Below are 26,074 nucleotides of genomic sequence, written 5' to 3' on the forward strand. Positions count from 1 at the left end.
TCGCTCTGCGACGAGTTTCACTGCTGGCGGGCGATTCCTACGCTCGAGGCCCAGCGCGATAGGTAAAACTGCGCCACAGGGCCTCGAGGGGCCCCCGGCCAAAACGCCCCAGCCACCACCGGCTAAGGATGACCTGCAAGGCCACAAACCCTACTGCTATCAGCGGAAACCACAGAGGGTGTACCTGCCCGTATAGCCCCAGCCCATAGCCATAGAAGACTGTACTCATCACGGCAGACTGGAGCAGGTAGTTGCTGAGGGGCATCCGGCCTGCGTACTGCAAGCTGTGAAGCCAGCCCAGCCGGGGCCAGGCCAAGCGAAAGAGGGCCATGTACACGAGGGCAAAGGCCAGCCCGCCCAGTCCGCGCAAGGGTTGGAGGTCGGGGTGCTGGGCGTTGTAGAGGTTGACCGGAATTCCCACCAAAAGCCCCACGGCCACCACCCGCCACAGCGTGGCCTGGCCAAAGGTCTGCCAGCGCGGGGCCAGGTACATCCCCAACAAAAACAGGCCCACCAACTCGGCCCCAAAAACCAAAGAGGCCAGGGGGGTGTTGTAGAGCCAGGTCTCGAGCCGCACCCCACTCACTTCCCTGAAACTCCCATGGGCAAAAACCTCGTCGCTGCCGACAGCGGGCATCTGAGCGCGCAAAGAGGTGCTGAACCACCACATCAAGACATAGCCGGCCAGCAGGAACCTGGCAATGTTCCAAGGCTGTTGTTTCTGACCCAGATAGCGCAGGGCGAAGAGGCCCAGAATGGCATAGGTACCCAGGATGTCGCCGTCGAACAAAAAAATACCGTGCAGCGCCCCCAGCCCCAGCAGCCAGCCCAGGCGACGCCGCAGCAGCGATAGGGCATCCTGGCCGGCTGCCACAAAACGCTGGTATTGCAGGGCCAGCCCCAGCCCAAACAGAATCGAGAAGATGGTATAAAACTTGCCGCTAAAGAAAAAAGCCAGCACTTCACGGCCCAGAAGGTAACTTTCCGAGACCCCATGCCGGGTGGCATAAAGCCCCACCCCGGCCAGGTGTTCCAGGTTCACCGCCAGGATGCCCACCAGCGCTAACCCCCGCACGGCATCGAGGAAAGCATCACGCTCTACCGGGGGCAGCGGCTGCACCAGCTGATTGTACGGGGATTGCTTTAGAATCGGGTATATGCAAACGCCGGTGCAAATACCCCCCTTTTTACGGGGCGACGTGGAAGGTGTCCACCTGATTGTTTCGGTTTGGTTGCGCAGCCTCGAGGAGGTTGAGGAAATAGTGGCCAGGTGGGCTTCCGACCTGAGCCCCGCAGGCTTCTGGTGGGTGCCTGCGCCGGGCACCAACCCCATTGGGGGTCTGGTGCGGCATATCGGGGGTTCGTCTTACCGCTTGATGTTGCGTGGAACCGGCCAGGAAGTGCCCGAGGCCATTCGCATTCGCCCAGCCGAGGAGATGGCCCCCTCTGGACGCGATCCCCAGGAGGTGTTGGCCGAGTTTGCCGAGCATATGGTCAAAACCAAAGCCGCGCTCCGAACCCTGACCATGAGCGACCTCGAGCGGGTGGTTCGGTTTGTCCAGTACGAAGTCAAGGCAGCCTATGTGCTCGATCATATTGCCGCCCATGCCCAGCACCACGCCGGCCAGATCATCACCACCCGCAAGCTGTGGAATGCGCAGTGATGGCTAATCAGAGCCGATACTCCATGGTCTATAGTCCATAGGCTATGGTTCATTGACGATAGCCAGGGAGGTTTGGTTGGGCCCTGGGAGCATGGGCGCGATTTAAATCCAATCTGGAACCCATCCAACTCATGCGCCGGATGGCAAGATTGGGGCATGGGCAAAACTTTGTTTTCCAGGGCAATCTTGGGGCTGCTGGCTTTGGGGCTGCTGGCACTGGTACAGGCCTTTTCCACCGAACGGATGCAGGCCGACCTGCAGGCCCTGCAGTCCCAGGGGCCGCGGGTGGCGGGTACCCCGGCGGTGGCGGCGGCGGGCGAGTATCTGGCCGCAGAACTGCGCAAGGCGGGTTACACGGTGGAGTTTTTCCCCTTCACCTATAGCCGCACCCGCGACCAGGGCTCGAGCCTGGCGGTAGGCAGCACTGCTTTCCCCGTCAACAGCGTATCGGGCAGCCCGGGCCGGCGGGTAGACGGGCCCCTGGCGGTGGTGCCGGGGGCGGGGCTGGCCGACGACTTCGCGGGCCTGAACCTGCAAGGCCGCATTGCGGTGGTGCGCCGGGGGGGGATTCCGGGCCTCGAGAAAGCCCGCTTGGCCGCCGAAAAAGGTGCCCTGGCCATCATCCTGGTCACCGAAGAACCCAGCAGCACCCGCTTCACCTTTGGCGGCAGTAGCCCTATTCCGGGCGTGACCCTCTCCCGGAGTGACGGCGAGGTGCTATTCAACCAGGCTGGGGCGCGAGCGGTGCTGGAGACCCGCATCGTGACCGAGGAAGTCCAGGGGCGCAACGTGATTGCCAAACGGGGCAGCCAGAACCCCCTGGCCATTGTGGGTGCACACTACGACTCGGTGCCCGGCAGCCCAGGGGCCAACGACAATGCCTCGGGAACCGCGACGGTGCTCGAGCTGGCCCGCCAGCTTGCCGCTAGCCCCCTTTCCGAGCGCATCTGGTTTATGTTCTTCGACGGTGAAGAGGACGGGCTGTGGGGCTCGAGGCGCTTCGTGGAGCAAAACCCCGAGCTTGTGCGCGGCCTCAAGGCCATGCTCAATCTGGACATGGTGGGGGTGGACGTGAACGGCAGCCTGGGCATCGGGGGCAGCAACCAACTGCGGACCCTGGCCGACTGCAATGGCCTTCAGGTGGCCTGCGGCAGCGCGCCGGGCGGGGGCAGCGACCACGTGCCCTTTGCCCAGGCCGGGGTGCCGGTGCTCTTCTTCTTCCGGGGCCTCGACCCCAACTACCACCGCCCCACCGACACCCTCGCCGACCCGGTGCTCCTGGCCCAGACCGGACAGGTGGTGCAGGGCATTCTGGAGCGACTCTTGCGTTAGCACAATCCCCAAAGCGGGGCTTCTTACGGCATCCAGTTACCGCCGCACACAATCACCGCCAGGCGCTCGGGCAGGTCGTAGTCCATCAGCACGGGCCCCAGGGCCAGCCCGGCGGTGGGCTCCACCACCTGCTTGAGGCGTTCCATCAACAGGCGCTGGGCTTGCAGGGTTACCTCGTCGGGCACGGTCAGGATGCGGTCTACGTGGTTTTGCATCACCGGGAAGGTTTTCTCCCCAATGACCAGGGTGCGCACCCCGTCGGCCACGGTTTTAGGAGCCTGCATCAGCTTGACCCGTACCCCCACCTGAAGGCTCTGCTGGGCATCGTTGGCACCCTCGGGCTCCACCCCAATCACCGCTGTCTCGGGCCGCAGGGTTTTGACGACGGTGGCAATGCCGGAGATGAGCCCACCGCCACCCACCGCAACCAGTACTGCGTCTAAAGCAGGCACCTGCTCCAGGAGTTCCAGCGCCTGGGTACCTTGCCCCGCCATGACCCGCAAATCGTCGAAGGGGTGGATGAGCTCGTAGCCGGTCTCCTCGGCCAGTTTGCGCACCACCTGCTCGCGGTTTTCCACCGTTACGCCCTGGTCGTAGACCAGGGCCCCATAGGCGCGGGTGGCGGCTTTTTTGGTGGGGGAGGCGTCCTGGGGCATCACCACCAGGGCCGGAACCCCAATCACCTGAGCCGCATAGGCCACCCCCTGGGCGTGGTTGCCGGAAGAAACACCGATCAGGCCTTTGGGGTCTTGTAGCTGTAGGGCTGCGTTGAGGGCGCCACGGGCCTTAAAGCTGCCGGTTTTTTGCAGGTGTTCTGCTTTGAAAAAGAGCTTCTTTCCCAGCAGCCTGTCCAGGCCTGTGCTGGCCAGCACCGGGGTGCGGTGAATGTACGGGCCAATTCGGCGGGCAGCGCTCAGGATGTCTTCCAGGGTCAGCACAGCCCCATGCTAACAGGCAGGTGCGTAACGCCCAATGTCTGCGTAACGGCTAACACACCCATTATTTGTAGGCAGCATGGCCTACAGTGAACCTATGCAGCTGCTCGCCGAGGCCCTTTATGAACTCGAGCCAGGTCAGATGCTGGTTGGCCAAACCCCTACCGTGCGCGAACTGCTCAAGCTCTGGATACGTCGGCACGAAACAGGTTTCGATCTGTATGTGACCGCCATCATAGAGCCGGGCGAACCAGCGCCAGAAAGGGCGCGCAACACGGTGGGGCGCGATTTCGTCTCCTGTATGGAGGTGCTGGAAGCCCTGCACTGTCTCGAGGATGTCTATCCGGTTGCCCCTCATGTGCTAAAAAACCTGCCGGTAACAAAGCGCGCAGCGACCCCAGAGCTATTGCAGCTCCTCGAGGAACAGCTATTTCGTGTGGCCCAGAGTACCACCACTGGCGAGTTTGGCCCCGACGACCCGCCGGCCCAGGTGGTGCAGCTCAAGCCCGTATGCGCGATGGAAGCCCCCGAGTCCGACGAAGACATTACCGATCTCATCCTTACCGACCCTTGACCGAACCTCACCAGCTGCCCCACAATGCCCCTGATGGAAGGTGTGCGGCTAGCGGTCAAAACCTTGGGTTGCAAGGTCAACCAGGTTGAATCGGATGCCCTGGTGGGCCTTTTGCGGCCTCTGGAACCCGTGGTGGTGCCCCTCGAGGCGGGCGCCAATCTGGTGGTCATCAATACCTGCGCCGTTACCACCAGCGCCGAGGCCGACGCCCGCAAAGAGGTGCGCAAAGCCCGCCGGGCCAACCCGGCGGCCTTCATTGTGGTTACGGGCTGCTACGCAGAGCTGGCCCCGGAGCAACTGGCCCTGCTGGGGGCCGATGCGGTCATCCCCAATCGCCGTAAAGCCGAGCTGCCCGGCGTAATTTTGCAGCACTTTGGCCTGCCGGCCGATCCCCTCACCACCCCCCCCAACGAGTTCTGGGGGGCGGGCGAGCGGGGCCTTTTGAACAACTATGTGCGGGCTTTCCTGAAGGTGCAGGACGGTTGCAATGCGGGCTGTGCTTACTGCGTCATCCCCCGCCTGCGCGGGCGGGAGCGCCACCGCGAGCACCGAAGCGCCTTGCAGGAAGCCGAGGCCTTGCTGGAAGCCGGGGTACAGGAGATTGTGCTCACCGGGGTGCGGCTGGGCTCCTACCGGGGCCACCCCCGTGGGATTGCCGGGCTGGTAGAGGAGCTGGCCTTGATGGGGGCTCGGGTGCGCCTATCGTCCATCGAGCCTGAGGACACCGAGGAAGAACTTCTCCAGGTGATGCGGCGTTTCGCTCCCCAGGTGCGTCCCCACCTGCACCTCAGCTTGCAGACCGGCTCGGCCCGCCTGCTGGCCCTGATGGGCCGCCGCTACGACAAAAACTACTACCGCGCCCTGGTACAGAGGGCCTATGCGCTTATCCCTGGCTTTGCCCTCACCACCGACGTGATTGCGGGTCTGCCCACCGAGACCGAGGAAGAACATCAAGAAACCTTGGCTTTCCTGGAGGAGGTGCGTCCCAGCCGGGTACATGTTTTTACCTACACCCCCCGCCCCAAAACCCGCGCGGCCTCGCTACCGCAGGTGCCCATCGAGGTTCGCAAACGCCGCAATAAAGAGCTCCAGGCCAAGGCGGCCCACCTAGCCGAGGAACGCATACGCCCGCTGCTCGGCCAGCGGGTAGAGGTGCTGGTCGAAAGCTTTCGGGGCGACCAGGCCTATGGCCACACCCCGGATTACTACGAGGTCGAGTTTGGCGGGCCTGCCCGTGTGGGCCAGACCGTCTGGGTGCAGGTGGAGGCGATTGAAGGCTATACCTTGCAGGGAAGGCTCGAGTCCATCCAGGAAGAACCCGCCCGCCTGCTGCTGCCGGTGCTCTAGGTTTTGCGCCGGGTTTCTACCAGGTAGCGCACCACAAACCCCAAGCAGATGAACACCGTGGCGAACTGGGCTAGAGTGGCTACCGGACGCTCTACCGTGCCCCCTGTGAGCAGGGTAACGAAGTCGGGCACGCTTCGCAGCGAGCCCACAATTCCAAGTACCGCCAGCACAAGGGCCAGGTTCAGTGCCTGACGGGCCTGAGCAGGGCGTTTGTCGGCCCAGATGCCCAGGAGGGCTATAAAGAGCCCCAAAAGCCCTGGAATCAGGGCAGTGGGGGTAAGCTTGGAGCCCATCACCGCCAGGGTGGATATCAGAATCAGGAAGACCCCCGTCCATAAGGCTCTAGCGCTCAGGCTACCCATACCGCACCTTGAGAGAAGTCATGAACTTGGTCATATTTGTATTCTCGTTGACTGGGGCCGCAAATTCTATTTGCTGGGCTACGATATCTGTGCTTCGGCAGATATAGTAAGCGACATGGAGAATCCCACTGTTTTTGGCAAAATCATCCGCCGGGAGCTGCCCGCCGATATTGTGTACGAAGACGAGGAGTTTATCGCCTTCAAGGACATCCGCCCACGCTCCAGGGTGCACATTCTGGTCTGCCCCAAGGAATACATCCCCACCCTGGCCGACTACCCCCAGACCGAGGAGGGGGCCCTGAAACTGGGCAAGCTGATGCTGACCGCCAACAAAATTGCCCAGCAGATGGGCTTGGAGGGCTACTTCATCCGTATCCACGTGGGAGAGAAAGGTGGGCAGGAGGTTTTTCACGTGCACGTGCATCTGCGTTCGGATGCTTGAGGTGGATTTGGCCAGGAGCGGCAACGTAATCTATTTCTTGATCTCCACTTGGTCAATGGCGGTATTTTTTTCATTGTAGGCGACGACTCGTAACCGTTCTGCGGTGGCCTCCAGGATGAGGAAGTTTGGGCTTTGAAGCCGTACTTTGCTTTGCGGGTGCACGCTTGCGAAGCCGCGCAACCAGGCGCCTCCACCCCCGGTCACGATATGGACGATACCATTGGCCTCGAGCCGCTCGTAGCTGTGTTCGTGGCCGGCCAGCACCAACGACACGCGGTACTGGGTAAGGAGGGGCTCGAGGGTCTGCCGCAGGCTGCGGGCGCCGCCATGCAGCCCGGAGGAATATAGGGGGCGGTGAAGCGCAACGATTTTCCAGGGGGCCCTGGAGGTACTTAAAGCTGCTTCCAGCCAGCGTCGCTGGGCCTGACTAAAGTCTTCCGAGTAGAGCACAAATACTTCGATGTTTTCCACCCGCACGCTGTAATAGGGCCTCTCGACCCGAAAGAACTCGAGCTGCTTGTTCAGGGCCGGTACATCGTGGTTGCCAAAAGCCGGAAAGATGCGTACCGGAGGCAAATCGCTCACATAACGCAGGATAGGCTCTCCCGAGGGGTAAAAGTTATCGCCAACGGTGAGCAAGGCCTCGAGGGGGTTTTGCCGGTGTTGCGCATTCATGGCCCCGGCAATGAGGGGGCGGTGCGGGCTTTCTGCACCCCAGTCCCCAATCACCGCCAGCCGCTGGGCAAAAGCGCTCAGGAAGCAAAAGAGCAGCAGCCAGGGCAGTTTACGCATACCACTTTGCCGGCTAGGCCTGGGGGGTTCCGCCCTGAGGGTTGATTTTCGACTCGTTGATGCCGGCTACCTTAAGTACGTCCTCGGCAATCAGAATGGGGGCATTGGCTCGAATGGCCAGGGCCATGCCGTCAGAGGGGCGACAGTCTATCTCGTACTCCAGCCCACGCTGCTCCAGCACTAACCGCCCGTAAAAAGTGCCCTCCTTGAGATCAACAATCTCCAGCCGCAACACCTTTACCCCCAGCAAATCCAGGGTGTTGTAGAACAGATCGGGCCCCAGCGGCCTGGGGGGTTTCTCGCCGGAAAGGTGAATCATGATGTTCTGCGTCTCCAGGGTACCAATCACCACCGGCAGAAACAGGTTGTTTTCGGCCTTGAGCATCACGATCAAGTTTCCGTTGCCGGGGTCTACCCCCATACCTTCGATGTGTGCAGGCACCATACCTTGAGTATACGAGCCCAGCCTGAGGGGGGCTTGAGCCTACCCCTGTCCGGGGCTTGGTGAACCCGATAGACTATGGGCGTGAAAACGCATCCTGTGGATATTGCGGGGGTACATCGTGAACTACCCGTGGTTCAGGTAGGCCCCGAGGTCTCGGTGGCTTTGTTCAACATGTTGGGCGATACCGAAGTGGTTGAAAAGGCGGCAGAAGCCCTGGCCGAGCGAATGCCCCCCGATATCGATACCCTGGTGACCCCCGAAGTCAAGGCGGTGCCGCTGGCCCATGCGCTATCGCGCCTGACCGGAAAGCCCTATGTGGTGGCCCGCAAGACCGAAAAACCCTACATGATTAACCCGGTTTCGCGCACGGTAATCTCCATCACCACAGGCAAGCCCCAGCTCCTGGTGCTCGATGGCACGGACGTCCCTTTGCTCAAGGGCAAAAAGGTGGCCATTGTGGACGATGTGGTTTCCACGGGCAGTACCCTGAAGGGGCTCTCCGACCTCATTACCGACGTGGGTGGTGTGGTGGGGGCGGTGATGGCGGTGTTTACCGAAGGTTCCCCTCGAGAGGATGTGGTTGCGTTGGGCCACTTGCCACTCTTCAAGCCAGAATAGCCGCTATCTCCAGACCCCCATAGGCTTTCCAGCGGGGTCTATCGGAGCCCAGATAACCCTTTTATGCGACTATTCACACGTATACTCATGGTGTTCGAATAGTCTATGTCCTTGGTGTAGCAAGGGAGTGCAAACTTATGGAAACCTATCCCATCACGATTGGCAAAATTACCCGTCATGTGCCTGTGGTCGAGACCTTGCCGGGTGTTCACATCCCCCTGATTGAGCTGATGGGCGATGTAGAACTGGTGCAAGCGGCAGCGGAAGCGCTGGTCAAACATTTGCCGCCCGAGACCGATACCCTGCTGACCCTCGAGACTTCCCCCATTGTGCTGGCCCACGCTATGAGCGCCATTTCCGGCAAACCCTACGTAGTGGTGCGCCGCAAACGCCGCCCCTACATGCAAGACCCCATCATCCAGGAAGTGGAGTCGCTGACACTGGGCGTTACCGAGACCCTCTGGCTCGATAGCCGCATGGCCGAGAAGCTCCTGGGCCAGAACGTGGCCCTGGTCTTCGATGTGGTCTCGTCCGGGGGTACCATGATGGCTTTGGAAAAAGTCGCCAAGAAAGCGGGGGCCAACGTGGTGGCCCGGCTGGCGGCCTTCCACCAGGGCAGCAGCAAGCTCCCCATCACCTTCCTTACGGAAATCCCCATTTTGCAGACGGCTTGAAGAAAGCCGGGGGTCATTTGCGCCGCTGGGCAAATAGCCAGTGAATGAAGTCGGGTTCTCTGTAAACCCGGTTCCAGACATGGTGTTTTTCCGTGGGGTACTCGCTGAAGCGGGCCTGGGTGTTGCCCGCTTTGGCCAGCGCATCGGCCAGGGCGCGGGAAAAGCTGACCGGTACGACCTCGTCGGCGGCCCCGTGAAAGTTCCAGACCGGCACCTTGGAGAGCCGTTGCCAGACCCAAAAAGGGTCGGCGGCTCCGCAGATGGGCGCAACGGCAGCAAAGCGTTTGGGGTGCTCGCAGGCCAGGTTCCAGCTGCCGTAGCCGCCCATCGAAAGGCCCGTCAGGTAGACCCGGCGGGGGTTGGTTTGGTGCTGGGCTTCAACCTGACCCAGTAGCTTGTAGGCTCGGTTCAGCGGCTCTCCTCGCCACTGTTCATCTTTGGGGCACTGAGGCATAAGCACCACCGCAGGCCAGGCTTTGGGGTTTTCTTCAATGGCCGGGCCCAGGCCTGCTGTGACCTGCTTTTGGCCATCCTGGCCGCGTTCGCCGGAGCCGTGCAGAAACAGGATTAGCGGCCAGCCGCCCCTGGGGGGTTTGCCAGGGGGGACATAGAGGGCATAGGGCAGTAGAGCGCGGGGTTTGTGGTAAGTGAAAAGGGACATGCCCTGTTATACCAGCACCGGCTCCTCATAGACCCCATACACCGCCCTGAGTTCATCCATCATCTCGCCCAGGGTGCAGTAGGCCAGGGCGCACTCCACAAAGTGTGGCATGGTGTTGCGGCCTTCTTTGGCGGCTTGCCGCAAACCTTCCAGGGCCATCTGCACCGCGATGGGGTCGCGCTCACGCCGTACCTGGGCCAGCCGCTGGTTTTGTACCTGCTCTACCGCCGGATCAATCAGCTGGATGGGCACCTGAAGCCCTTCGTCCTGGAAGGCATTGACCCCCACGATGATGCGCTCCCCCCGCTCGACTTCCTGCTGGAAGCGGTAGCTGGCGTCGGCAATCTCGCGCAGGAAGTAGCCCTCGTCAATGGCCCGAACCACCCCGCCCATCCGGCGGATTTCGGAGATAATCTGCATGGCCTGGGCCTCCATCTGGTCTGTGAGCCACTCCACGTAGTAGCTGCCGGCCAGGGGGTCGGCGGTGTGGGTCACACCGGTTTCGTAGGCGATGATCTGCTGGGTACGCAGGGCAATTTTGGCAGATTCCTCAGTAGGTAGGGCTAAAGCCTCGTCGTGAGCGTCGGTGTGCAGGCTGTTGGTGCCGCCCAGCACGGCGGCCAGGGCCTGGATGGCTACCCTCGAGATGTTAATCAAGGGTTGCTGCGCGGTGAGTGAGACCCCGGCGGTCTGGGCGTGGGTGCGCAGCATCCAGCTCAGTTCCTTTTTGGCCCCGTAGCGGTGCCGCATCTCCTTAGCCCAGATGCGCCGGGCCGCACGGAACTTGCAGATTTCCTCGAAGAAGTCGTTGTGGGCGTTGAAGAAGAAGGAGATGCGGGGGGCAAACTCGTCAATGTCCAGACCGCGCTTTAAGGCCCACTCCACGTACTCGAAGCCGTCGGCCAGCGTAAAAGCCAGCTCCTGCACGGCGGTGGAGCCGGCCTCGCGGATGTGGTAGCCCGAGACCGAGATGAAGTTCCACTTGGGTACGTGTTTGGGCCCCCACTCGAAGGTGTCGATGACCAGCTTGACCGAAGGCTCGGGAGGGAAGATGAATTCCTTTTGGGCGATGAACTCTTTCAGGATGTCGTTCTGGATGGTGCCGCCCAGCTTCTCCCAACGGTAGCCCTTCTTTTGGGCGGCGGCCAGGTACATGGCCCAGATGGCATTGGCAGGGGAGTTGATGGTCATGGAGGTGGTGACCTCTTCCAGGTTGATGCCCTCGAAGAGAATCTCCATGTCGGCCAGGCTGCTTACCGCTACGCCGCACTTGCCCACCTCGCCCTTGGAGAGCGGGTGGTCGGAGTCGTAGCCCATCAGGGTGGGCAGGTCGAAGGCGGTGGAAAGCCCGCTCTGTCCGGCGGCCAGAAGCTTTTTGAAGCGCTCGTTGGTCTGCTCCGCAGTGCCAAACCCAGCAAACATGCGCATGGTCCACAGCCGGCTGCGGTACATTGAGCCATACACCCCACGGGTGTAGGGGTACTCGCCGGGGTGGCCCAGTTTTTCCTCGTAGTTGAAATCCTTCAGGTCTTCAGGGGTGTAGAGCGGCTCGGGGGCAATGTCCGACAGGGTCTTGTGCGCGACCTTGCGCTCGGGCATTTTTTGCAGCGACTTCTGGTAGGTTTCCCGCATCCAGGCATGCTTGGGTCTGGGCTGTGACATACTGCAATTATATAACGCATTTGATGCAGGAAAGTGTTATTTCGTTAGGTTTTTACGGAAGTACCAGGTCAAAACTACGCCAACAAGGACGGATGAGACCGGATTCAAAAAGGCAGCTTACAAAACCAAAAACCCCAGAGGCTGTCTTATTGAATCCTGGTGAGTACCCTTCCAACGGGCGGTATCGCCTTCCGCTAAGCGGATAACTTGGTTGGGTTGATTCGTTGCCGAACCGTAAAGAATCAACCGAATCTGGTATAAGTCCAGGGCCATAGCGCCCGGCGGGTGTTTAGCGCAGGGTCTCGAGCTTTGCGCCCGGATAGAAATGCTCCAGAATCTGCCGATAATCGTAACCCCGCAGGGCCAGGCCCAGCGCCCCGTACTGGCTCATGCCCACCCCATGCCCAAAGCCCCCGCCCCAGAAGGTGATGTACAGCAGTTGGCCCTGGGCATCGCGCTCTTCTTGTAGGGCAAAAGCTGCGCTGGGGAGGGTCGGGAAATTCAAGCGGGGCCCGCCCTGCCAGCGCTCGAGCGCCACGTCGCTCCCACCGGTAAAGGTTTTGCTTGGACGCAACAGATTACGGATGTGCGACTCGCGCCGCACCCGGTAGCGCCCGGTGGAGGTCTGGATTTCCAACTCGGTCACGTAGCCGCCGGAGGTGCGCTTGAGAGCCCGGATTTGTTGCAGGGTTCCCAGCGCAAACCCCGGCGCGTCGGGGGAGAGGGGGCCTTCGGGGGTAAGCACAAACGGGGGGGCGGTACGGGCCCTTTCGGGTAGGGTGCGGCTGAGCAGGGCTTCCAGCTCCTCACGGGTCAGGCGCAGTTTCCAGCGCCAGAAGGGCGAGGCGGCATCGTAAAAACCCTCGGGGTTCCAGTTCTGAAAAAAAGCCAGTGCCTCGGCCTCGTTGCGAATCGAGACGGTGAGGGGGTTGGTCTGGGTGCGCCCTTGCAGGTAAGGCACTGCAGGCCGCTCCATCCAGACCTCCTCGATGCTGGCCGTGGCACCGGGGCTGGTGGAGAAGAAAAAGCTCTGGATGGGGGTTCCCTGAAAGGTCAGAATCTGATTGCGGGTAGCGTCCACCGCCGCGTTGGTAGCGGGATGGGTGCGGGTGTTGTTATAGACCTGCTCGCTCACCGAGTCGTCTACATCGGCCCCAAACTGGTTCCAGAAGGTGCCGGCTTGCTGCCTGGCAAAAGCATAGGTGCGGGCCGCCACGGCCTGGGCCTTGAGGGCTTCCGGGTGGAAACTGACCGGCATCTCGCTGGGCAGCACCCGCTTGAGGTAGTCCTGAAAATCTACGCTATTGACCACCAGCAGGCCGCTGCCTCGGTTTTCCAGCCACAGCTCGCCGGGGTACTCGAGAAGGCTCTCCCGAGGGGTAGAGAGCAGGCGGTACTGCACGGGGCTTGTGGGGTCGGCGGGTTTGAGTTGAACGAAGGCCTCGAGGGCCAGCGACAGTCCTTCAAAAGTAGCTACCAAGGTTCCGTTTTGCAGGTTGAAATTCAAGGGCTTGTCGGCCAGGACCGTGGCGACGGGCTGAAGGTTCTCGCGGCTGGGGCCACTCAAAACCTGTACACTTCCCCCCTGGGGCAGAATCATCAGGTCTGGGAAAAGATACTGCGTCTCAAAGGAGCCTGCCCCCATCCGGTAGGAAAGCAACACCCGGATGCTCTGACCGCTGGGCAGCGCAGGTGGAGGCTGGTTTTGCTGGAGGGAAGCCAGCAGCAAGCCCACGCCCAGGGAGGAGGCCAACACAAACGCCCACTGCATCCGGGTCATTCTCACCCTTTTGCATGAGAGGGGGCCAGGAGCTGGGCTGAGCCGAGCTCCCCCACGGTATAACGCGCGTGGGCCAGCAGGGCTTGCTGCAAGCGTTCCAGCGGAGCGTTTTCTTCCAGTACGGCTATAGCCTCACTTCCAGGCAGCCGTAAAATGGCGGCCAGGGCCTCCATCCCGTCCAACCCCAGATACACTCCCCCGCGCTCCACCCGGTCGCCATCCAGTAAACAAAGCCCCTCGCCGCTCAGGTTGGGGGCCAGCCCCGCCGCTTTAAGTATGCGCCACCCGGCCCAGAGGAGGGCGATACGGGGGCGCTGGTGTTTGGCAATCCCCTTTAAGCCCGAGGTGAGCAGGGGCCAAATTTTCCCTGCTACTTCCGGCGAGGCGATGCGAAAGGCCAGCTCGGCCAGAAAGCTGGCATAGGGAAAGCGTCCCGGAGCCTCCAGACCCTCGAGCCGCCCCACCAGCTCAACCTGCGTAAGCGTGGGCAGGTCGCCGCCGGGCTTCTGGTAGACCTGGTACTTCAGGTGATGAAATAGCGAGAGCCTGCCGCTGCGTCCGGTGGGCCGCAAGGCTTTGCGCGCGATGGCCTGGGCCGCTCCTTCCGGCCCCACAAACGAGAGGATTACGTCCCCTGCCGGAAGCGGTTTTCGCCCCACCACCAGTCCTTCGCTGAGTCGGTAGCGCTCCACTACCCCCATGGTACGGGAATCGGCCTGATTGCAATGGGCCTGGGGGAGGATTCCGGCCGAACCCGAAACTTGCAAAAACACTGCCAGGACAAGGCTTTGCTGAAAGCCAGGCCGGGAGAAGAAAAAACCCCTGGCTTGTCTAAACCGATTCCTCCAAAAGAGGGATGTGCGCGCAGGCCGTTGTGCTATCCTGAAATCTATGAACGAGCGTTCGCTGCAGGACATCCTCGAGTGGGTGGTGTTGGGCCTCTTGATTGCCGTGGCGGTACTGGTGGTGCTGTGGGTGGGCGGCTGGCTCTTTACTTTTCTGGGTGCCATTCTCAAAGGGCTGGCCGGTTTTGTCTGGGCGCTCCTGCGGGTGCTGGTTCCGGTGCTGATTGTGGTGGCGGTGGTCTATTTCGTATTGCGCTTTGTACAAAAACCCAAAACGGCTTGAAACAGCCTTCTAACCAGCCCCGCCCCAGCCCAGGGCGGGGTTTGTTGTACGGGTAGAGTACCGGCTGTTTTTGTTATGCTAGGCCTCACTTATGAAACCTGGTTCACATAACGCCATCACCGATGTTCCGGGTATCCAGGTCGGCCACTATACCGATTTAGAAAACCTCACCGGGGTTACCGTCATCTTCCCAGAGGATGGCGCGGTGGCAGGGGTGGATGTGCGCGGTAGCGCGCCGGGTACGCGCGAAACCGACTTGCTAAACCCTGTTAACCTGGTCGAAAAGGTGCAGGCTATTGTGCTGTCGGGCGGGAGTGCTTATGGTCTCGAGGCCGCCGCGGGAGTCATGCGCTGGCTCGAGGAACACCGCCAGGGCTACCCGGTCGGCAACGCGAGCACCCAGGCGATTGTGCCCATCGTGCCCGCCGCCGTCATTTTCGACCTGCTGGTGGGCAGCGCCACCGTGCGCCCCAGCGCCGAGTATGGCTACCGGGCGGCCCAGAACCTAAAAGCTGGCCCGGTTGAACAGGGGGTGGTGGGGGTGGGCACGGGGGCCCGCAATGGGGGGCTCAAGGGAGGGGTGGGCACGGCCAGCCTGGCCATGCCGGGTGGGGTGGTGGTGGGGGCCCTTGTGGCGGCCAACGCCCATGGCCGGGCCCACGACCCGGTGACGGGTGAAATTTATGCGCGGTTCCTGGAACAAAACGGCGAGTTTGGGCTCAAACATCCCCCCAAAACCCCTGCCACGCCCGACTATACCGACATCTTCAACGATTCCTTTGTCCGCAGCAACACCGTGATTGGATGTGTGGCCACCAACGCCAAGCTGACCAAGGCCCAGGCCCAAAAGGTGGCCCAGATGGCCCACGACGGCATAGCCCGGGCGGTCTTTCCGGCCCATACCATGTTCGATGGCGACGTTATTTTTTGCCTGGCCACCGGCGAGGTGGAAATAGAGGGCCCCGCCGAGCTCAGCCGCATTGGCGCGGTGGCCGCCGATGTGTTCACCCGGGCCCTGGTGCACGGGGTGCTGCATGCCTACTCGGTGGGAGGGTTGGTTTCTTACCGCGACCTGTACGATGGCTGAAAGCGCAGGCAAGGCCGGTGAAACCCCCATCGCCCTAGACGCCAGCCCGAGCTTTGACTTTGCCACGCCACGCTTGAGAATCGCAAGGACGTGCTGAAATGAATAAGCATCAACTCGCCCAAAGAGCTGCCCAGGAAGTAGATGTGGACGAAGTAGTGCGCCTGACCCAGGCCCTGGTTCGTATCGAGAGCTACTACCCGGGGCCCGGTGAGCAGCCGGTGGTGGATTTTCTGGAACCCTACCTGCGTGAGCGCGGCTTCAAGACCACCGTGCAAGAGGTAGAGCCGGGCCGCCCCAACCTGATCGCCGACCTGGGGGAAGGCCCCGGCGGGCTGATTCTGGAGGGGCACACCGATGTGGTTACGCATGGGAACCTCGAGCGCTGGACCGTCCCCCCCTACGAGGCCCGACTGGTGGATGGCCGCATCTATGGGCGCGGGGCTTGCGATATGAAAGGAGGGCTGGCGGCGGCCATCTGTGCGGCAGTGGCGGTACAAAAAGTGCTGGGAGAACCCCAGAAAACCCTCCGCCTGTGCATTCCCTGCGACGAAGAAGGCTTGATGATCGGCATCAAAGCCTTTATTCGGGCCGGCTACGCCGAGGGTTTTGCCGGGGCTATTATCTGCGAGCCGGAAGAAAACCAGGTGTGCTTATGGCAGAAGGGGGCCATGCGGGTCTGGGTGCGCTTTCAGGGCAAGATGGCCCACGGGGCCATGCCCTACGCCGGGGCCAACCCCATTCCCTCGGCCTCCCGCTTCGTGGTGGCCCTCCAAACACTTCAGGCCGCCTTGCAGGTCGAAAGCCAGCACGAGTACCTGGGGCTGCCCTGGGTTACCCCCACGGTGTTTCAGGCGGGGGCAGGGGAAGGGCAGTTCAACGTGATGCCAGACCAGGTGCGGGTGGGCCTGGACATCCGCACCAACCCCGGCCAGGATCACGGTGCGCTGAAAACCAGGCTCAGGCAAGCCCTGGAGGGGAGCCTCGAGGCCGGTGTAAGCGCGTCCCTGGAGGTCTTTGAAGACCGCCCTGCCACCGAAACCCCGCGCGAGACTGCCCTGGTGCAAGCGGTAGAGCAGGGCTTACAGCTACTCCAGATGCCCCTTCGGTATGGGGGTGTGCCGGGGGCTACCGACGGTACTTTTCTGTGGGCCTGGGCGGGACTGCCCATCGTGACGATTGGGCCCGGTGGCAAGACGGTTCCCCACCAGGCCGACGAATACATCGAAGTAGAGGAACTCATCGCAGCCGCCCGGCTGTATGCGGCTACCGGTGTGCTGATGCTCACCTAGCTAAAATCTGACAATCGCGTTAGATTGTTAGCAAAGCTGAGTTGGCAGTTGCTGGAAACGGGTTCTTGCTCGGATTTGCCCAGCGTTGGGTGGTTCGCAGCGTCTTTTCCGGCGAACTCAGCGTCAAGGAGGCAGAGCAATGAAGAAATATCTGGTTGGACTGCTGGCGTTCTTGGGGCTTGGTCTGGGTTTGGGGATGGCCCAGCAACGAGGGGGTGCGATTACCATCGCCATCCAGACCGAACCTGCGGCCTGGGATCCTACCCAGGTAGCGGGCGCCGATATCTCCCGGGTGGTCTACGACAACGTGCTGCAAGGGCTTGTGAAGCGCAACCCCAAAGGCGAGATTGTGCCCTCGCTGGCCTCGCGCTGGACGGTCTCGAATTCCGGCCTGACCTACACCTTCACCCTGCGCCAGGGGGTGAAGTTCCACGATGGCTCCGACTTCACCGCCCAGGATGTGCTGGCCAAGTTCAACCGGGCCCGCAACCCCGATACCCGGGCCTCGGGCCACCTGCGCCCCGATCTCTACCGTGACATCGCCAACATCACCAGCCCCAACCCCAGCACGGTGGTGTTCAGCCTGCGCCAGCCCAACAACGATTTCCTCTTCATCCTCTCGCGTCCGGAGTCCCTGATTGGCCCCCGCCAGCGCCCCCTGGCTGAACAACGGGTGCAGCCCATCGGTACAGGCCCCTTCCGTTTTGCTGGATGGGAGCGGGGTGTAGCGGTGCGCCTGGAGCGCAACCCCAACTACTACGTGCAGGGCCTGCCCTACCTGGATCGGGTCAACTTCCGCTTCCTGGGGGATGGAGATGCCCAACTGGCCGGTCTGCGGGCCGGTGACCTGGATGTGATTGCCTATAGCTTGCTGCCCGAGAACGCGGTGGTGCTCTCGCGCGACAGCAACTTCAAGGTGTTCTCTGGCTCTGCTACGGCTGAAGCGGTGGCCGGTTTCAACAACAGCCGCCCCCCCTTCAACGACGTGCGGGTGCGCCGGGCCATTACCCTAGCGACCAACAAGGACGAACTGATTCAAGGGGCTATGCTGGGCTATGGCACCAAGATCGGCTCCATGCGTTCGCCGGGCGAAGCCTGCTACGTGGATCTGAGCAACTTCAACGCCTATAACCCCGACGAGGCCCGCCGCCTGCTGGCCGAGGCCGGCTTTACCAACCAGAACCCCCTGCGCTTTACCTTCAACCTGGCCGCCGAGTTCCCCTACGAGCGCCGCATTGGCGAGGCCATGGTGGCCCAGCTCAACAAGCTGGGGCCGCTACAGGTGACCATTCAGGTGACCGACTTCAACACCTGGATTCAGCGGGTCTTCAGCCAGGCCGACTACGCCATGACCATCATCGGGCACGTGGAGGCCAACGATACTTCCAACTACGCCAACCCCCGCTACTACTGGCGCTACAACAGTCCGCGTTTCCAGCAGTTATACACCCAGTACCTGCGGGCTCCCAACCAGACCAAAGCCTGTGAAGCCTTAGCTGCTGCGCAGCGTTTGCTGGCCGAGGATGCGGCAGGGGTATGGGTCATGAGCTTGCCAGCACTGGGGGCGTACCGTGCCCGCATCCAGAACTGGCCGGATGGTTTCCTGACCCCCGCCATCAGCGTGGCGGAGGTGTGGGTGCGTCAATAGTTCGCTAACGCTTGCGCCGGGGTCGAGTGTCCAGGGCACTACCCGCTCTAGGCCCTCGGCCCTCTACGTTTGACCATGTTTGCCTATACCGTTCGCCGCCTCGGCTTTGCCCTCGTGACCTTGTGGTTGGCGACCTTGCTGGTGTTCGGGGCGCTCCTCCTCATTCCCGGTAATCCGGCCCAGGCCATTTTGGGCATTGATGCCACCCCTGCCGACCTGGAGGCCCTCGAGGCCCGCCTAGGGCTGGATAAACCCCCCCTCGAGCGCTACTCGAACTGGCTGGGGGGTGTGTTGCGGGGCGACCTGGGGCAGTCCATTCGCTACGAGCGGCCCATCTCCGAACTCATCGTGGCCCGGCTGGGCATCACCTTGCCCATCGTGGTGGCCTCCTTGCTCCTGGCGACCCTGCTGGCGGTGCCGCTGGGTATTCTGGCTGCGCGCAAGGCCGGAACCTGGGTGGATGTCGCGGTCTCTACGGGCTCGCTGGTGGGCATTGTGCTGCCCTCGTTCTGGGTGGGCCTGATGTTTATCTACGTCTTTATCGTCTGGCTCAAGTTGCCGCTACCTACCAGCTTTCCCATTGGCGGCTGGGAGAATCCCCAGCGGGCCCTGGCCGCTCTGGTGCTGCCGGTGCTCACCGTGGGGCTGGCCAGCGCTTCGTTTCTGGTGCGGCTGGTACGGGGGAGTGTGCTCGAGGTCTTGCACCAGGACTATATCCGTACCGCTTTCGCCAAAGGGCTGGGCGAACGGGTGGTGCTGTACAAGCATGCTCTCAGGAACGCCGCTTTACCGGTGGTGACGGTGCTGGGGCTCGAGTTCGCCAGCCTGCTCATTGCTACCGTGGTGGTAGAGACGGTTTTTGGCATCCCTGGCCTGGGCTCGCTCTCGCTTACCGCCATCAGCGCCCGCGACTACCCCCTGGTGCAGGGGGTGGTGCTGGTGATCGCGGCTTTTATCGTGCTTATGAACCTGCTGGTAGACTTCCTGTACGCGTTGTTGGATCCGAGGGTGAGCTATGCCTAGATGGCTCCCCATGCCCAGCGGAATACAAGAGGTGGATGGTGGCTAGCCAGGTTGCGCATCGCCCAGGGGCCCGGCGGCGTTCCTGGTGGGGTGGGCTGCCCATCTCGCTCAAGGCGGGGGCTTTTCTGATTTCCCTCATCCTTCTGATGGTGCTCCTCAGCGCGCTGAATCCCACCAATCCCAACGCCACTACCCCCAATCGCCTGGCGCCCATCTTTTCCGAGGGGCACCCCCTGGGCACCGACATCCTGGGGCGCGATACCCTGGCCCGGGTGCTGGCCGGGGCCCAGAACGCCCTCTATGTGGGGCTGATTGCGGTGGGTATTGGGCTTTCGGTAGGGCTTTTGCTGGGGGTGTTGGCCGGATATTTGGGCGGCTGGCTCGACCAGATTTTATCGGTGCTGCTAGAAACCCTTTACGCGCTGCCCGCCCTGCTGCTTGCGTTGCTTTTGGCCGCCATCTTCAACCCGGGCGTGACGACTTCCATGGTGGCCATCGGCCTGGCAGCGGTGCCCGCCTTTGCCCGGGTGGCCCGGGCCAGCGTACTGTCCGTAAAGGCACTGCCCTACATCGAGGCGGCCCGCGCTCTGGGCATGGGCCAGGGGCGCATCATGCTGCGGCACGTGTTGCCCAACATCATGGGGCCGCTGGTGGTGCAGGCCAGCCTGGCTTTTGCGGTGGCCATTCTGGCCGAGGCCGCGCTTTCGTACCTGGGCCTGGGTACCCAGCCCCCCAACCCCAGTTGGGGCCGGATGCTACGCGAGGCCCAGAGTTACCAGGAGCTCACGCCTTATCCGGTCATTTTTCCGGGGCTGGCCATCGGCCTGGCGGTGCTGGGCTTCAACCTGCTGGGCGATGGGCTGCGGGATTATCTTGACCCCAGGAAGAGAAGCTAATGGCCGATAGCCAGTTGCTCTTGGCCAAGGGCGGTAGGCTGTAAGCGAGGTACACATGAACTACAAAGACATGTTTCGACTGGACGGCCAGGTGGCCTTGGTGGTGGGTGGGGGTTCGGGGATTGGGCAGGCTTCTTGCGAGGCCCTGGCGGCCCAGGGGGCAGCTGTGGTGGTCGCGGATATGAAAGCCGAGTTCGCCGCCGAAACCGTGGAAAAAATTAAGGCCAGCGGTGGGCAAGCCGAGGCCCTCGAGGTCAACATTACCGATGCCGAGGGGGTCAAGGGGCTCATTGCGGGTATTGTGGAGCGCTACGGTCGGCTGGACGTGGCGGTCACGACCCCCAGCATCAACGTCCGTAAGCCCATCCTGAGCTACACCGGCGAAGAGTTCGACCGGGTGGTGAACGTCAATCTCAAGGGCACTTTTAACGTACTGACTGAAGCAGGCCGGGTCATGGCCCAACAAGGCTCAGGCTCGCTCGTAGCCTTTTCTTCCATCCGCTCGCTGGTGGTGGAGCCGGGGCAGTCGGTCTACGCCATGACCAAGGCCGGAACCGTGCAACTCGTCCGGGGTTTGGCGGTAGAGCTAGGTTCCAAAGGGGTGCGGGCCAATGCCATTGGTCCTGGTGTGATTGATACCCCCCTCACCGCGCCCATCAAGAGCAAGCCCGACTGGTACAACGCCTACGCCGAGCGCAACATCTTGCGCCGCTGGGGCCGCCCCGAGGAAGTGGCTGCAGCAGTGGCTTTCCTGGCCTCACCGGCGGCCTCCTACATTACCGGCACCATTTTGTTTGTGGATGGTGGCTGGACGGCTATTGACGGGCGGTTCACCCCACCTCTTTAAAAAAAACTGTGCCGCAAACAAACCCTGGGGCTTTGGTATAGTACCCTGATGCTGTTTGGCCCTCCGGGGCCGACGTGGGTGGTGCATGGGTCGCAACAATGCTCACTGGTTTGCACTCCCGGCGGTGGCGCTGCTGGGCCTGTTTTTGCTGTACCCCTTTCTAGATGTGCTGCGTTTTTCGACCTGGGACTGGTCGGGGTTGTCGGAGCCCAGGGTAATTGGCCTCGAGAACTACCGCAACATTCTGCGCGACCCCGATTTTTACAATAGCCTGCGCATTACCCTGATCTTTGGGGTCATGACCCTGATTCCCTTTGTGATTCTCTCGATACTGCTGGCCCTGGCGCTGGACGGCCAGCCCTACGAACGCCCCATCAAAGCCCTGCTCTTTTTGCCGGGGCTGGTCACGCTGGGCGGGGCGACGGTGGCCTGGTATACCCTGTTTTCACCCGAGTACGGCGCACTGGCTTCGGTACTGCCGGTGCCGCGCTGGGATCAGAGTCCTTTTTGGGCGCTGATTCTGATTATGCTCTTCACCATCTGGCGGCACATTGGCTATGGGGTACTGGTGGTTTCGGCCCGCCTCAAGGCCATTCCCAAAACGCTGCTCGAGGCCGCCGCCGTGGACGGGGCCACCGCTTCCCAGGCTTTCCGCTACATCACCCTGCCCCTGCTGCGCCCGGCCATTACGTTTCTGGTGGTTATTGGTACGGTGCTCACCTTACAGGGCTACACGGCGGTGTTCCTGCTGACCCGGGGCGGCCCTTTTGGCGGCACCGAGGTGCTGGGCTACTACCTCTACAAAACCGGCTTTGAAGTGGGCCGCCTGGGCTACGCCGCCGCCCTCACGGTCATCATCTTGCTGCTCACCCTGGCCTTTGCCCTGGCGCAGGCCCGGCTCTTGCGGGAGGAGAAATGAACCATAAGACCGTATGCTCCGCACGGACTGGGGTGCGTGGTGCCGATGGGCTCGAGCTGCGGGGGGTTGGGCGTGTTCGACTGCTTCTCCCTGCCCTAATGCCCTTATGTCCTTGTACCAATCTGGAGGTTCGTGCATGCGCTGGTTAGGGCATTTGTTGGTGGCAACGGTGGCCCTGCTGGTGGCCCTGCCCTTTGTCTGGATGGCCTATGCGGCCTTCATTCCACCGGAAGCGGTATTTAGTGGCGATATCTTTGGAAATTTGGGCTTTAGCCTGGCCAACTTCGAGGTGCTGGGCCGGGGCGGTTTCTGGGAGGGCTTCTGGGGGCGTTTGCTGTTCTCGGTGCTCCTGACCGGCGGCGTGACTTTGCTGCAGCTCACCACCGGCTTTCTAGCGGCCTATGCCATCAAGGAAGGCGCGAAAATTTTGCCGTTCTTTCTGGTGTTGCTGGCCATTCCAGTGGAACTGCTGCTGGTTCCCTTGTACGGCCTGCTGGTCGGCCTGAAGATTCTGGATACCCTTTGGGCTTTGGTACTTCCCTTTGCGGCGAGTCCTTTTATCGTGTACCTGCTCTTCCAGGGGATGCGTACCGTACCGGAGGAATTGCTGGAGGCCGCCCGGCTGGACGGCGCGGGTCATCGGGTCCTGCTGACGCGCATTCTGTTACCGCTATTGCGCCCCCAACTGATTGCAGCGGGGGTGCTGGCCTTTGCTGCCCACTGGAACCTGGTGCTCTACCCGCGCATTGTCGCGGGTAGCAAGGAACTCAAAACCGTGCAAACCTGGATTACCGATTTGCAGCGCCAGAATCCTGCCGACTGGGGGCCGCTCTCGGCAGCCGCCCTGGCTGCAACTTTGCCTTTGATCATCATCTACCTGCTCTACGAACGGCGCATTGTAGAGACCTTTGAAGAAGGGCTCAAGGGCTGATACCAGATTCGGTCAGTTCGGCGCCGTATGGCGCCGAACTAACAGGGCCGAAGTTATCCGCGTAGCGGAGGGCGATACCGCCCCTTGGAAGTTATCCGCGTAGCGGAGGGCGATACCGCCCCTTGGAAGTTATCCGCGTAGCGGAGGGCGATACCGCCCCTTGGAAGGGAGTGCTCTAGGATTCAAAAAGATAGCCTCTGGGGGTCTTTAGTTTGGATGATTATCTTTTTGAATCCGGTATGAGATGCTGCACAATCTCTAGATCCTCCGCTCCCTGCAAGTCGTGGCAGCATCCAGCCCTGGCCTTTTCCTCACCCTGATCTTTGTCCGCTGCTTTAGTTCCTTGAACGCCTTTCTCATCCTCGGTATGGCAAACTGGTAAGGGTTTGCAAAGGCAAACCGTGGAGGATGATTAAGTCCATGCGTCTGTTGATGTTGCTTGTGATGGGGTTGGGGCTGGCCTGGGCCCAACGCCCGGTAGAAGTTCCCTTCTGGCACACGGCGGGGCCGCCCGGCCAGGAGGTGCTGGAGGGTATGATCCGCGAGTTTAACGCCTCACAGCGGGAGTACCGCATCGTACCGAGCTTTGTGGGCGACTACCGCGAGGGGGGCCTGAAGCTGCTGGCTGCCTTGCGTTCGGGCGGTGCGCCAGCGCTGTTCCATGCCGAAATCTCTTTTTTAGGCCGCATGGCCCAGGACAACGTAGCCCTACCGCTGGACGAGTATCTGGGCAACCTGCCGAGCGATTTTTATCCGAGCTTCTTGCAAGTGGGCAAGTTGCGGGGTCGTACCTATGGTTTGCCGATTGGCCTGTCCATCCCGGTATTTTTCTACAACGCCGACCAGTTTGCCGCCCGTGGACTGGGGGCGCCGCGCACCTGGGACGATGTGGCCACGGCGGCCCAACGCCTCACCACCCGCGCCGCCAAAGGGTACACGGTCTCGAGCGACATCTATAGCTTCAACGTGTTGGTGATGAGCCGAGGGGGGGCCATCGTCAACGAGCAGGGTCGCCCCGACTTCACCAACGCCAAGGCGGTGGAGAGCCTTCAGTACCTGCAAGACCTGGTGAAGCGCAACATCGCCCAAAGCCGCAACATCGCCGAAGCCCAGTTCTCGGTCGCGGACTTCTTGCGTACCAAAACCTTCATGGGCATTGCGCCCATCACCATGTGGCCTCTCATCGAAAACCGCGCACCCATCCCCTTCAAGCTGGGTGTGGCCGCGGTGCCGCGCTCGGAAGGCGGTAAAGTGCCGCTGGCCGGGGGTACGCTGGTGGTGCTGCGGGGGGCCAGTGAGCAGCAGGCGCGGGGTGCGGTGGCTTTCTGGCGTTTCCTGATGGAGCCGGCCAACATTGCCAAGTGGGTGCGGGCTACCTACTACATGCCCATGCGCCGGGCAGCGCAGCCCCTGCTGGAGGACTTCTACCGCGAAGACCCCCGCCGCCGGGTGGCCTTTAGCCAGGTGGAGTATGCCGAAGTATGGCTGCAAGACCCCGAGTTTACTGTCTGGTACAGCTTTTTGGAGGATGCCCTCGAGCGCGCCCTCAAAGGCAACGCTAACCCCCGGCAGGTGCTGGAAGAGGCCCAACGAAGGGCCAACGCCGTAGAGCGGCGCTAGTAGACAGCCCCGGCGAAAGCCGGGGTTTTTGCTTGCGTATGACCAGGAGATCGTACATCTGATGGTTATCCCTCCCATGCCCCTGACCCCCTGCTGATGGCTGGATGGTTTTCTGTTTGTGCGTAGAATAGAGCTACTCACAGGAGGAACGTGTGAAGCATCTGCTAGCTTCGTTGGTTTTGCTAACCGGATTGGCCTCGGCTCAGACCGAAATTTCCTTCTGGCACAGCATGGATGGCCCCGCCGAGCGGGTCATCAACCAGTTTGCGAGCGCCTTCAATGCCTCGCAGCGCAACTACCGGGTCACACCGCGTCTGATTGGCGACTACCGCGAGGGTGAGACCCGGCTCCTGGCAGCCCTGCGGGCCGGGGGTGCGCCGGTTATGTTCCAGGCCGAGATTCTGCTGTTCCCCCGCCTGGTAGCCGAGGGGGTGGTGCTGCCGCTGGATGAGCTGGCGAACGCTTTGCCCAAAGCCTTCACGGACGATTTGTTCGAGGCCGCCTGGGATTATGGGCTCATCAACAATCGCCGTTTTGGGCTGCCCTTCAACACCTCGACCCCGGTGCTCTTCTTTAACGAGAACCAACTGCGGGCCAGGGGGCTCAAAGTGCCCAGCAACTGGCGGGAGTTCGAGCAAGCGGCCAAGGGGCTCACGAGCCGTACTTCCAAGGGCTTTATTGCCCTGTCGGAGTCGTGGACCTTCGAGGCCCAGGTGACCAGCCGGGGGGGTAACCTGGTCACTGCCGATGGACGGCCCAACTTTACCTCTCGTGAGGTGGTAGAGGCCCTCGAGTTCCTGCAACGCCTGGGACGCGAAGGCAGTACCAGTGTGCGCAACCTCTCCGAGAGCTTTTTTGCCCAGACCGACTTCATCCGCACCAAGGGCATGATGGTCATGGCCTCGATTGCCAACTGGCCGGCTGCCGAGAATGCTTCCTTCGCCTTCAAGCTGGGGGTGGCCCCCATCCCCCGTGAACCCGGTGGCAAGGTTCCGCTGGGCGGAGCACAACTGGTGGTGCTGCGTGGGGCCAGCCCGGAGCAGCAGCGCGGGGCTTTCGAGTTCTGGCGGTTCCTGATGGAACCCCAGAACATCAAAACCTGGGTGGAGGCCAGCTATTATGTGCCCTTGCGCAAGTCGGCGACGCCCTTGCTGGAAGCCTTCTACCGCGAGAACCCCTACCGCAAGGTGGCCTTTGAGCAGGTGGCGGTGGCCCAGCCCCGCCCCCGGGTACCGCAATTTGCCGTGTGGCGCAACTTCCTGGAAGAAGCCCTGGAAAAAGCCCTCAAGGGTAGTGTGCCCGCCCGCCAGGCCCTGGAAGAAGCCCAGCGCAAAGCGGAAGCTGCACGCTGATGGCGGTTCTGGGTCGTCGGGCAAAAAAACCGCTGGGGTTAGTGGG

General features: G+C 61.9%; 27 protein-coding genes. 18 read left to right on the forward strand and 9 right to left on the reverse strand.

What is annotated here, in order from left to right; genetic code table 11:
- Positions 1-37: 37 nt before the first annotated feature.
- Positions 38-1,120, reverse strand: a complete 1,083-nt coding sequence (locus tag Q0X23_RS07760; RefSeq protein ID WP_297859777.1) for a DUF418 domain-containing protein — start codon at positions 1,118-1,120, stop codon at positions 38-40.
- Positions 1,121-1,157: 37 nt separating this feature from the next.
- Here Q0X23_RS07760 and Q0X23_RS07765 point away from each other — a divergent pair, with 37 nt between their 5' ends.
- Both Q0X23_RS07765 and Q0X23_RS07770 read left to right on the forward strand, forming a co-directional pair.
- Complete coding sequence (locus Q0X23_RS07765; protein ID WP_297859778.1) at positions 1,158-1,664, forward strand: DinB family protein; 507 nt, start codon at positions 1,158-1,160, stop codon at positions 1,662-1,664.
- A gap of 156 nt (positions 1,665-1,820) precedes the next feature.
- The gene (locus tag Q0X23_RS07770) at positions 1,821-2,996 is read left to right on the forward strand and encodes a M28 family peptidase (protein WP_297859779.1); all 1,176 of its coding nucleotides are present in this window, start codon (positions 1,821-1,823) and stop codon (positions 2,994-2,996) included.
- Between the two features lie 23 nt (positions 2,997-3,019).
- Here Q0X23_RS07770 and Q0X23_RS07775 read toward each other — a convergent pair whose 3' ends face one another.
- Positions 3,020-3,934 carry a threonine/serine dehydratase gene (locus Q0X23_RS07775; RefSeq protein ID WP_297859780.1) on the reverse strand — a complete coding sequence of 305 codons (915 nt, stop codon included), beginning with the start codon at positions 3,932-3,934 and terminating at the stop codon, positions 3,020-3,022.
- A 94-nt stretch (positions 3,935-4,028) separates the two neighbouring features.
- On the opposite strand from Q0X23_RS07775, the gene Q0X23_RS07780 reads away from it, so the two are divergent.
- Positions 4,029-4,505 carry a hypothetical protein gene (locus tag Q0X23_RS07780; protein WP_297859781.1) on the forward strand — a complete coding sequence of 159 codons (477 nt, stop codon included), beginning with the start codon at positions 4,029-4,031 and terminating at the stop codon, positions 4,503-4,505.
- A 42-nt stretch (positions 4,506-4,547) separates the two neighbouring features.
- Entirely contained in the window at positions 4,548-5,852 is a 1,305-nt protein-coding gene (locus tag Q0X23_RS07785) for a MiaB/RimO family radical SAM methylthiotransferase (RefSeq protein WP_297861183.1), read from the forward strand.
- Here Q0X23_RS07785 and Q0X23_RS07790 read toward each other — a convergent pair.
- Positions 5,849-6,214 (reverse strand): hypothetical protein, encoded by a 366-nt coding sequence (locus Q0X23_RS07790; protein ID WP_297859782.1) that lies wholly within the window; start codon positions 6,212-6,214, stop codon positions 5,849-5,851. The two genes, Q0X23_RS07785 and Q0X23_RS07790, sit on opposite strands and share 4 nt — an antisense overlap.
- 115 nt (positions 6,215-6,329) lie before the next feature.
- Here Q0X23_RS07790 and Q0X23_RS07795 point away from each other — a divergent pair, with 115 nt between their 5' ends.
- Positions 6,330-6,656 carry an HIT domain-containing protein gene (locus tag Q0X23_RS07795; protein ID WP_297859783.1) on the forward strand — a complete coding sequence of 109 codons (327 nt, stop codon included), beginning with the start codon at positions 6,330-6,332 and terminating at the stop codon, positions 6,654-6,656.
- 30 nt (positions 6,657-6,686) lie between these two features.
- Here the strand turns inward: Q0X23_RS07795 and Q0X23_RS07800 are convergent, their stop codons facing one another.
- The gene (locus tag Q0X23_RS07800) at positions 6,687-7,448 is read right to left on the reverse strand and encodes a metallophosphoesterase (protein WP_297859784.1); all 762 of its coding nucleotides are present in this window, start codon (positions 7,446-7,448) and stop codon (positions 6,687-6,689) included.
- A 13-nt stretch (positions 7,449-7,461) separates the two neighbouring features.
- Positions 7,462-7,893, reverse strand: a complete 432-nt coding sequence (locus Q0X23_RS07805; RefSeq protein WP_297859785.1) for a bifunctional nuclease family protein — start codon at positions 7,891-7,893, stop codon at positions 7,462-7,464.
- 75 nt (positions 7,894-7,968) lie between these two features.
- Between Q0X23_RS07805 and Q0X23_RS07810 the strand changes: the two genes are divergently transcribed.
- The gene (locus Q0X23_RS07810) at positions 7,969-8,511 is read left to right on the forward strand and encodes a phosphoribosyltransferase family protein (protein WP_297859786.1); all 543 of its coding nucleotides are present in this window, start codon (positions 7,969-7,971) and stop codon (positions 8,509-8,511) included.
- Between the two features lie 137 nt (positions 8,512-8,648).
- Positions 8,649-9,185: a phosphoribosyltransferase family protein gene (locus Q0X23_RS07815; protein WP_297859787.1), complete on the forward strand. Its 537-nt coding sequence runs from the start codon at positions 8,649-8,651 to the stop codon at positions 9,183-9,185.
- Positions 9,186-9,198: 13 nt separating this feature from the next.
- On the opposite strand, the gene Q0X23_RS07820 is transcribed toward Q0X23_RS07815, so the two are convergent.
- The 4 genes from Q0X23_RS07820 to Q0X23_RS07835 all read right to left on the reverse strand — a co-directional run bounded on the left by Q0X23_RS07820 (position 9,199) and on the right by Q0X23_RS07835 (position 13,989).
- Positions 9,199-9,846 (reverse strand): alpha/beta fold hydrolase, encoded by a 648-nt coding sequence (locus Q0X23_RS07820; protein ID WP_297859788.1) that lies wholly within the window; start codon positions 9,844-9,846, stop codon positions 9,199-9,201.
- A 6-nt stretch (positions 9,847-9,852) separates the two neighbouring features.
- Positions 9,853-11,508, reverse strand: a complete 1,656-nt coding sequence (locus Q0X23_RS07825) for a methylmalonyl-CoA mutase (RefSeq protein ID WP_297859789.1) — start codon at positions 11,506-11,508, stop codon at positions 9,853-9,855.
- A gap of 289 nt (positions 11,509-11,797) precedes the next feature.
- Positions 11,798-13,279 carry a SpoIID/LytB domain-containing protein gene (locus tag Q0X23_RS07830; RefSeq protein ID WP_297859790.1) on the reverse strand — a complete coding sequence of 494 codons (1,482 nt, stop codon included), beginning with the start codon at positions 13,277-13,279 and terminating at the stop codon, positions 11,798-11,800.
- An 11-nt stretch (positions 13,280-13,290) separates the two neighbouring features.
- The gene (locus Q0X23_RS07835; RefSeq protein WP_297861184.1) at positions 13,291-13,989 is read right to left on the reverse strand and encodes a DNA repair protein RecO; all 699 of its coding nucleotides are present in this window, start codon (positions 13,987-13,989) and stop codon (positions 13,291-13,293) included.
- 190 nt (positions 13,990-14,179) lie between these two features.
- Here Q0X23_RS07835 and Q0X23_RS07840 point away from each other — a divergent pair, with 190 nt between their 5' ends.
- The 11 genes from Q0X23_RS07840 (at position 14,180) to Q0X23_RS07890 (ending at position 26,028) form a co-directional block, all read left to right on the forward strand.
- Positions 14,180-14,416, forward strand: a complete 237-nt coding sequence (locus Q0X23_RS07840; RefSeq protein WP_119340102.1) for a hypothetical protein — start codon at positions 14,180-14,182, stop codon at positions 14,414-14,416.
- A 91-nt stretch (positions 14,417-14,507) separates the two neighbouring features.
- A complete protein-coding gene (locus tag Q0X23_RS07845) occupies positions 14,508-15,503 on the forward strand; it encodes a P1 family peptidase (protein WP_297859791.1) in 996 nt (331 codons plus the stop codon).
- 98 nt (positions 15,504-15,601) lie between these two features.
- Positions 15,602-16,792, forward strand: a complete 1,191-nt coding sequence (locus Q0X23_RS07850) for a M20 family metallopeptidase (protein WP_297859792.1) — start codon at positions 15,602-15,604, stop codon at positions 16,790-16,792.
- 139 nt (positions 16,793-16,931) lie between these two features.
- Positions 16,932-18,440, forward strand: a complete 1,509-nt coding sequence (locus tag Q0X23_RS07855) for an ABC transporter substrate-binding protein (RefSeq protein ID WP_297859793.1) — start codon at positions 16,932-16,934, stop codon at positions 18,438-18,440.
- 75 nt (positions 18,441-18,515) lie between these two features.
- Positions 18,516-19,463, forward strand: a complete 948-nt coding sequence (locus Q0X23_RS07860; protein ID WP_297859794.1) for an ABC transporter permease — start codon at positions 18,516-18,518, stop codon at positions 19,461-19,463.
- A gap of 146 nt (positions 19,464-19,609) precedes the next feature.
- The gene (locus Q0X23_RS07865; RefSeq protein ID WP_374707473.1) at positions 19,610-20,359 is read left to right on the forward strand and encodes an ABC transporter permease; all 750 of its coding nucleotides are present in this window, start codon (positions 19,610-19,612) and stop codon (positions 20,357-20,359) included.
- Positions 20,360-20,414: 55 nt separating this feature from the next.
- Complete coding sequence (locus tag Q0X23_RS07870) at positions 20,415-21,206, forward strand: SDR family NAD(P)-dependent oxidoreductase (RefSeq protein WP_297859796.1); 792 nt, start codon at positions 20,415-20,417, stop codon at positions 21,204-21,206.
- An 85-nt stretch (positions 21,207-21,291) separates the two neighbouring features.
- On the forward strand, positions 21,292-22,125 hold the full coding sequence (locus Q0X23_RS07875; RefSeq protein ID WP_297859797.1) for a carbohydrate ABC transporter permease: 834 nt from the start codon (positions 21,292-21,294) through the stop codon (positions 22,123-22,125).
- A 136-nt stretch (positions 22,126-22,261) separates the two neighbouring features.
- A complete protein-coding gene (locus Q0X23_RS07880; protein ID WP_297859798.1) occupies positions 22,262-23,056 on the forward strand; it encodes a carbohydrate ABC transporter permease in 795 nt (264 codons plus the stop codon).
- 420 nt (positions 23,057-23,476) lie between these two features.
- A complete protein-coding gene (locus tag Q0X23_RS07885) occupies positions 23,477-24,676 on the forward strand; it encodes an ABC transporter substrate-binding protein (protein ID WP_297859799.1) in 1,200 nt (399 codons plus the stop codon).
- Between the two features lie 152 nt (positions 24,677-24,828).
- Positions 24,829-26,028: an ABC transporter substrate-binding protein gene (locus tag Q0X23_RS07890; protein ID WP_297859800.1), complete on the forward strand. Its 1,200-nt coding sequence runs from the start codon at positions 24,829-24,831 to the stop codon at positions 26,026-26,028.
- Positions 26,029-26,074: the final 46 nt, after the last annotated feature.

Source organism: Meiothermus sp. (assembly GCF_026004115.1).
In the GTDB taxonomy this organism is placed as follows: Bacteria; Deinococcota; Deinococci; order Deinococcales; family Thermaceae; genus Meiothermus.

Bases quoted from the DNA above. Each gene is read 5' to 3' on its own strand.
- Q0X23_RS07875 (WP_297859797.1), top strand. From the start codon at position 21,292: ATGGGTCGCAACAATGCTCACTGGTTTGCACTCCCGGCGGTGGCGCTG.
- Q0X23_RS07815 (WP_297859787.1), top strand. From the start codon at position 8,649: ATGGAAACCTATCCCATCACGATTGGCAAAATTACCCGTCATGTGCCT.
- Q0X23_RS07820 (WP_297859788.1), bottom strand. From the start codon at position 9,846: ATGTCCCTTTTCACTTACCACAAACCCCGCGCTCTACTGCCCTATGCC.
- Q0X23_RS07845 (WP_297859791.1), top strand. From the start codon at position 14,508: ATGAAACCTGGTTCACATAACGCCATCACCGATGTTCCGGGTATCCAG.
- Q0X23_RS07790 (WP_297859782.1), bottom strand. From the start codon at position 6,214: ATGGGTAGCCTGAGCGCTAGAGCCTTATGGACGGGGGTCTTCCTGATT.
- Q0X23_RS07880 (WP_297859798.1), top strand. From the start codon at position 22,262: ATGCGCTGGTTAGGGCATTTGTTGGTGGCAACGGTGGCCCTGCTGGTG.
- Q0X23_RS07780 (WP_297859781.1), top strand. From the start codon at position 4,029: ATGCAGCTGCTCGCCGAGGCCCTTTATGAACTCGAGCCAGGTCAGATG.
- Q0X23_RS07805 (WP_297859785.1), bottom strand. From the start codon at position 7,893: ATGGTGCCTGCACACATCGAAGGTATGGGGGTAGACCCCGGCAACGGA.
- Q0X23_RS07865 (WP_374707473.1), top strand. From the start codon at position 19,610: ATGGTGCTCCTCAGCGCGCTGAATCCCACCAATCCCAACGCCACTACC.
- Q0X23_RS07770 (WP_297859779.1), top strand. From the start codon at position 1,821: ATGGGCAAAACTTTGTTTTCCAGGGCAATCTTGGGGCTGCTGGCTTTG.
- Q0X23_RS07825 (WP_297859789.1), bottom strand. From the start codon at position 11,508: ATGTCACAGCCCAGACCCAAGCATGCCTGGATGCGGGAAACCTACCAG.
- Q0X23_RS07810 (WP_297859786.1), top strand. From the start codon at position 7,969: ATGGGCGTGAAAACGCATCCTGTGGATATTGCGGGGGTACATCGTGAA.
- Q0X23_RS07860 (WP_297859794.1), top strand. From the start codon at position 18,516: ATGTTTGCCTATACCGTTCGCCGCCTCGGCTTTGCCCTCGTGACCTTG.
- Q0X23_RS07870 (WP_297859796.1), top strand. From the start codon at position 20,415: ATGAACTACAAAGACATGTTTCGACTGGACGGCCAGGTGGCCTTGGTG.
- Q0X23_RS07800 (WP_297859784.1), bottom strand. From the start codon at position 7,448: ATGCGTAAACTGCCCTGGCTGCTGCTCTTTTGCTTCCTGAGCGCTTTT.
- Q0X23_RS07835 (WP_297861184.1), bottom strand. From the start codon at position 13,989: ATGGGGGTAGTGGAGCGCTACCGACTCAGCGAAGGACTGGTGGTGGGG.
- Q0X23_RS07795 (WP_297859783.1), top strand. From the start codon at position 6,330: ATGGAGAATCCCACTGTTTTTGGCAAAATCATCCGCCGGGAGCTGCCC.
- Q0X23_RS07850 (WP_297859792.1), top strand. From the start codon at position 15,602: ATGAATAAGCATCAACTCGCCCAAAGAGCTGCCCAGGAAGTAGATGTG.
- Q0X23_RS07885 (WP_297859799.1), top strand. From the start codon at position 23,477: ATGCGTCTGTTGATGTTGCTTGTGATGGGGTTGGGGCTGGCCTGGGCC.
- Q0X23_RS07855 (WP_297859793.1), top strand. From the start codon at position 16,932: ATGAAGAAATATCTGGTTGGACTGCTGGCGTTCTTGGGGCTTGGTCTG.
- Q0X23_RS07830 (WP_297859790.1), bottom strand. From the start codon at position 13,279: ATGCAGTGGGCGTTTGTGTTGGCCTCCTCCCTGGGCGTGGGCTTGCTG.
- Q0X23_RS07840 (WP_119340102.1), top strand. From the start codon at position 14,180: ATGAACGAGCGTTCGCTGCAGGACATCCTCGAGTGGGTGGTGTTGGGC.
- Q0X23_RS07765 (WP_297859778.1), top strand. From the start codon at position 1,158: ATGCAAACGCCGGTGCAAATACCCCCCTTTTTACGGGGCGACGTGGAA.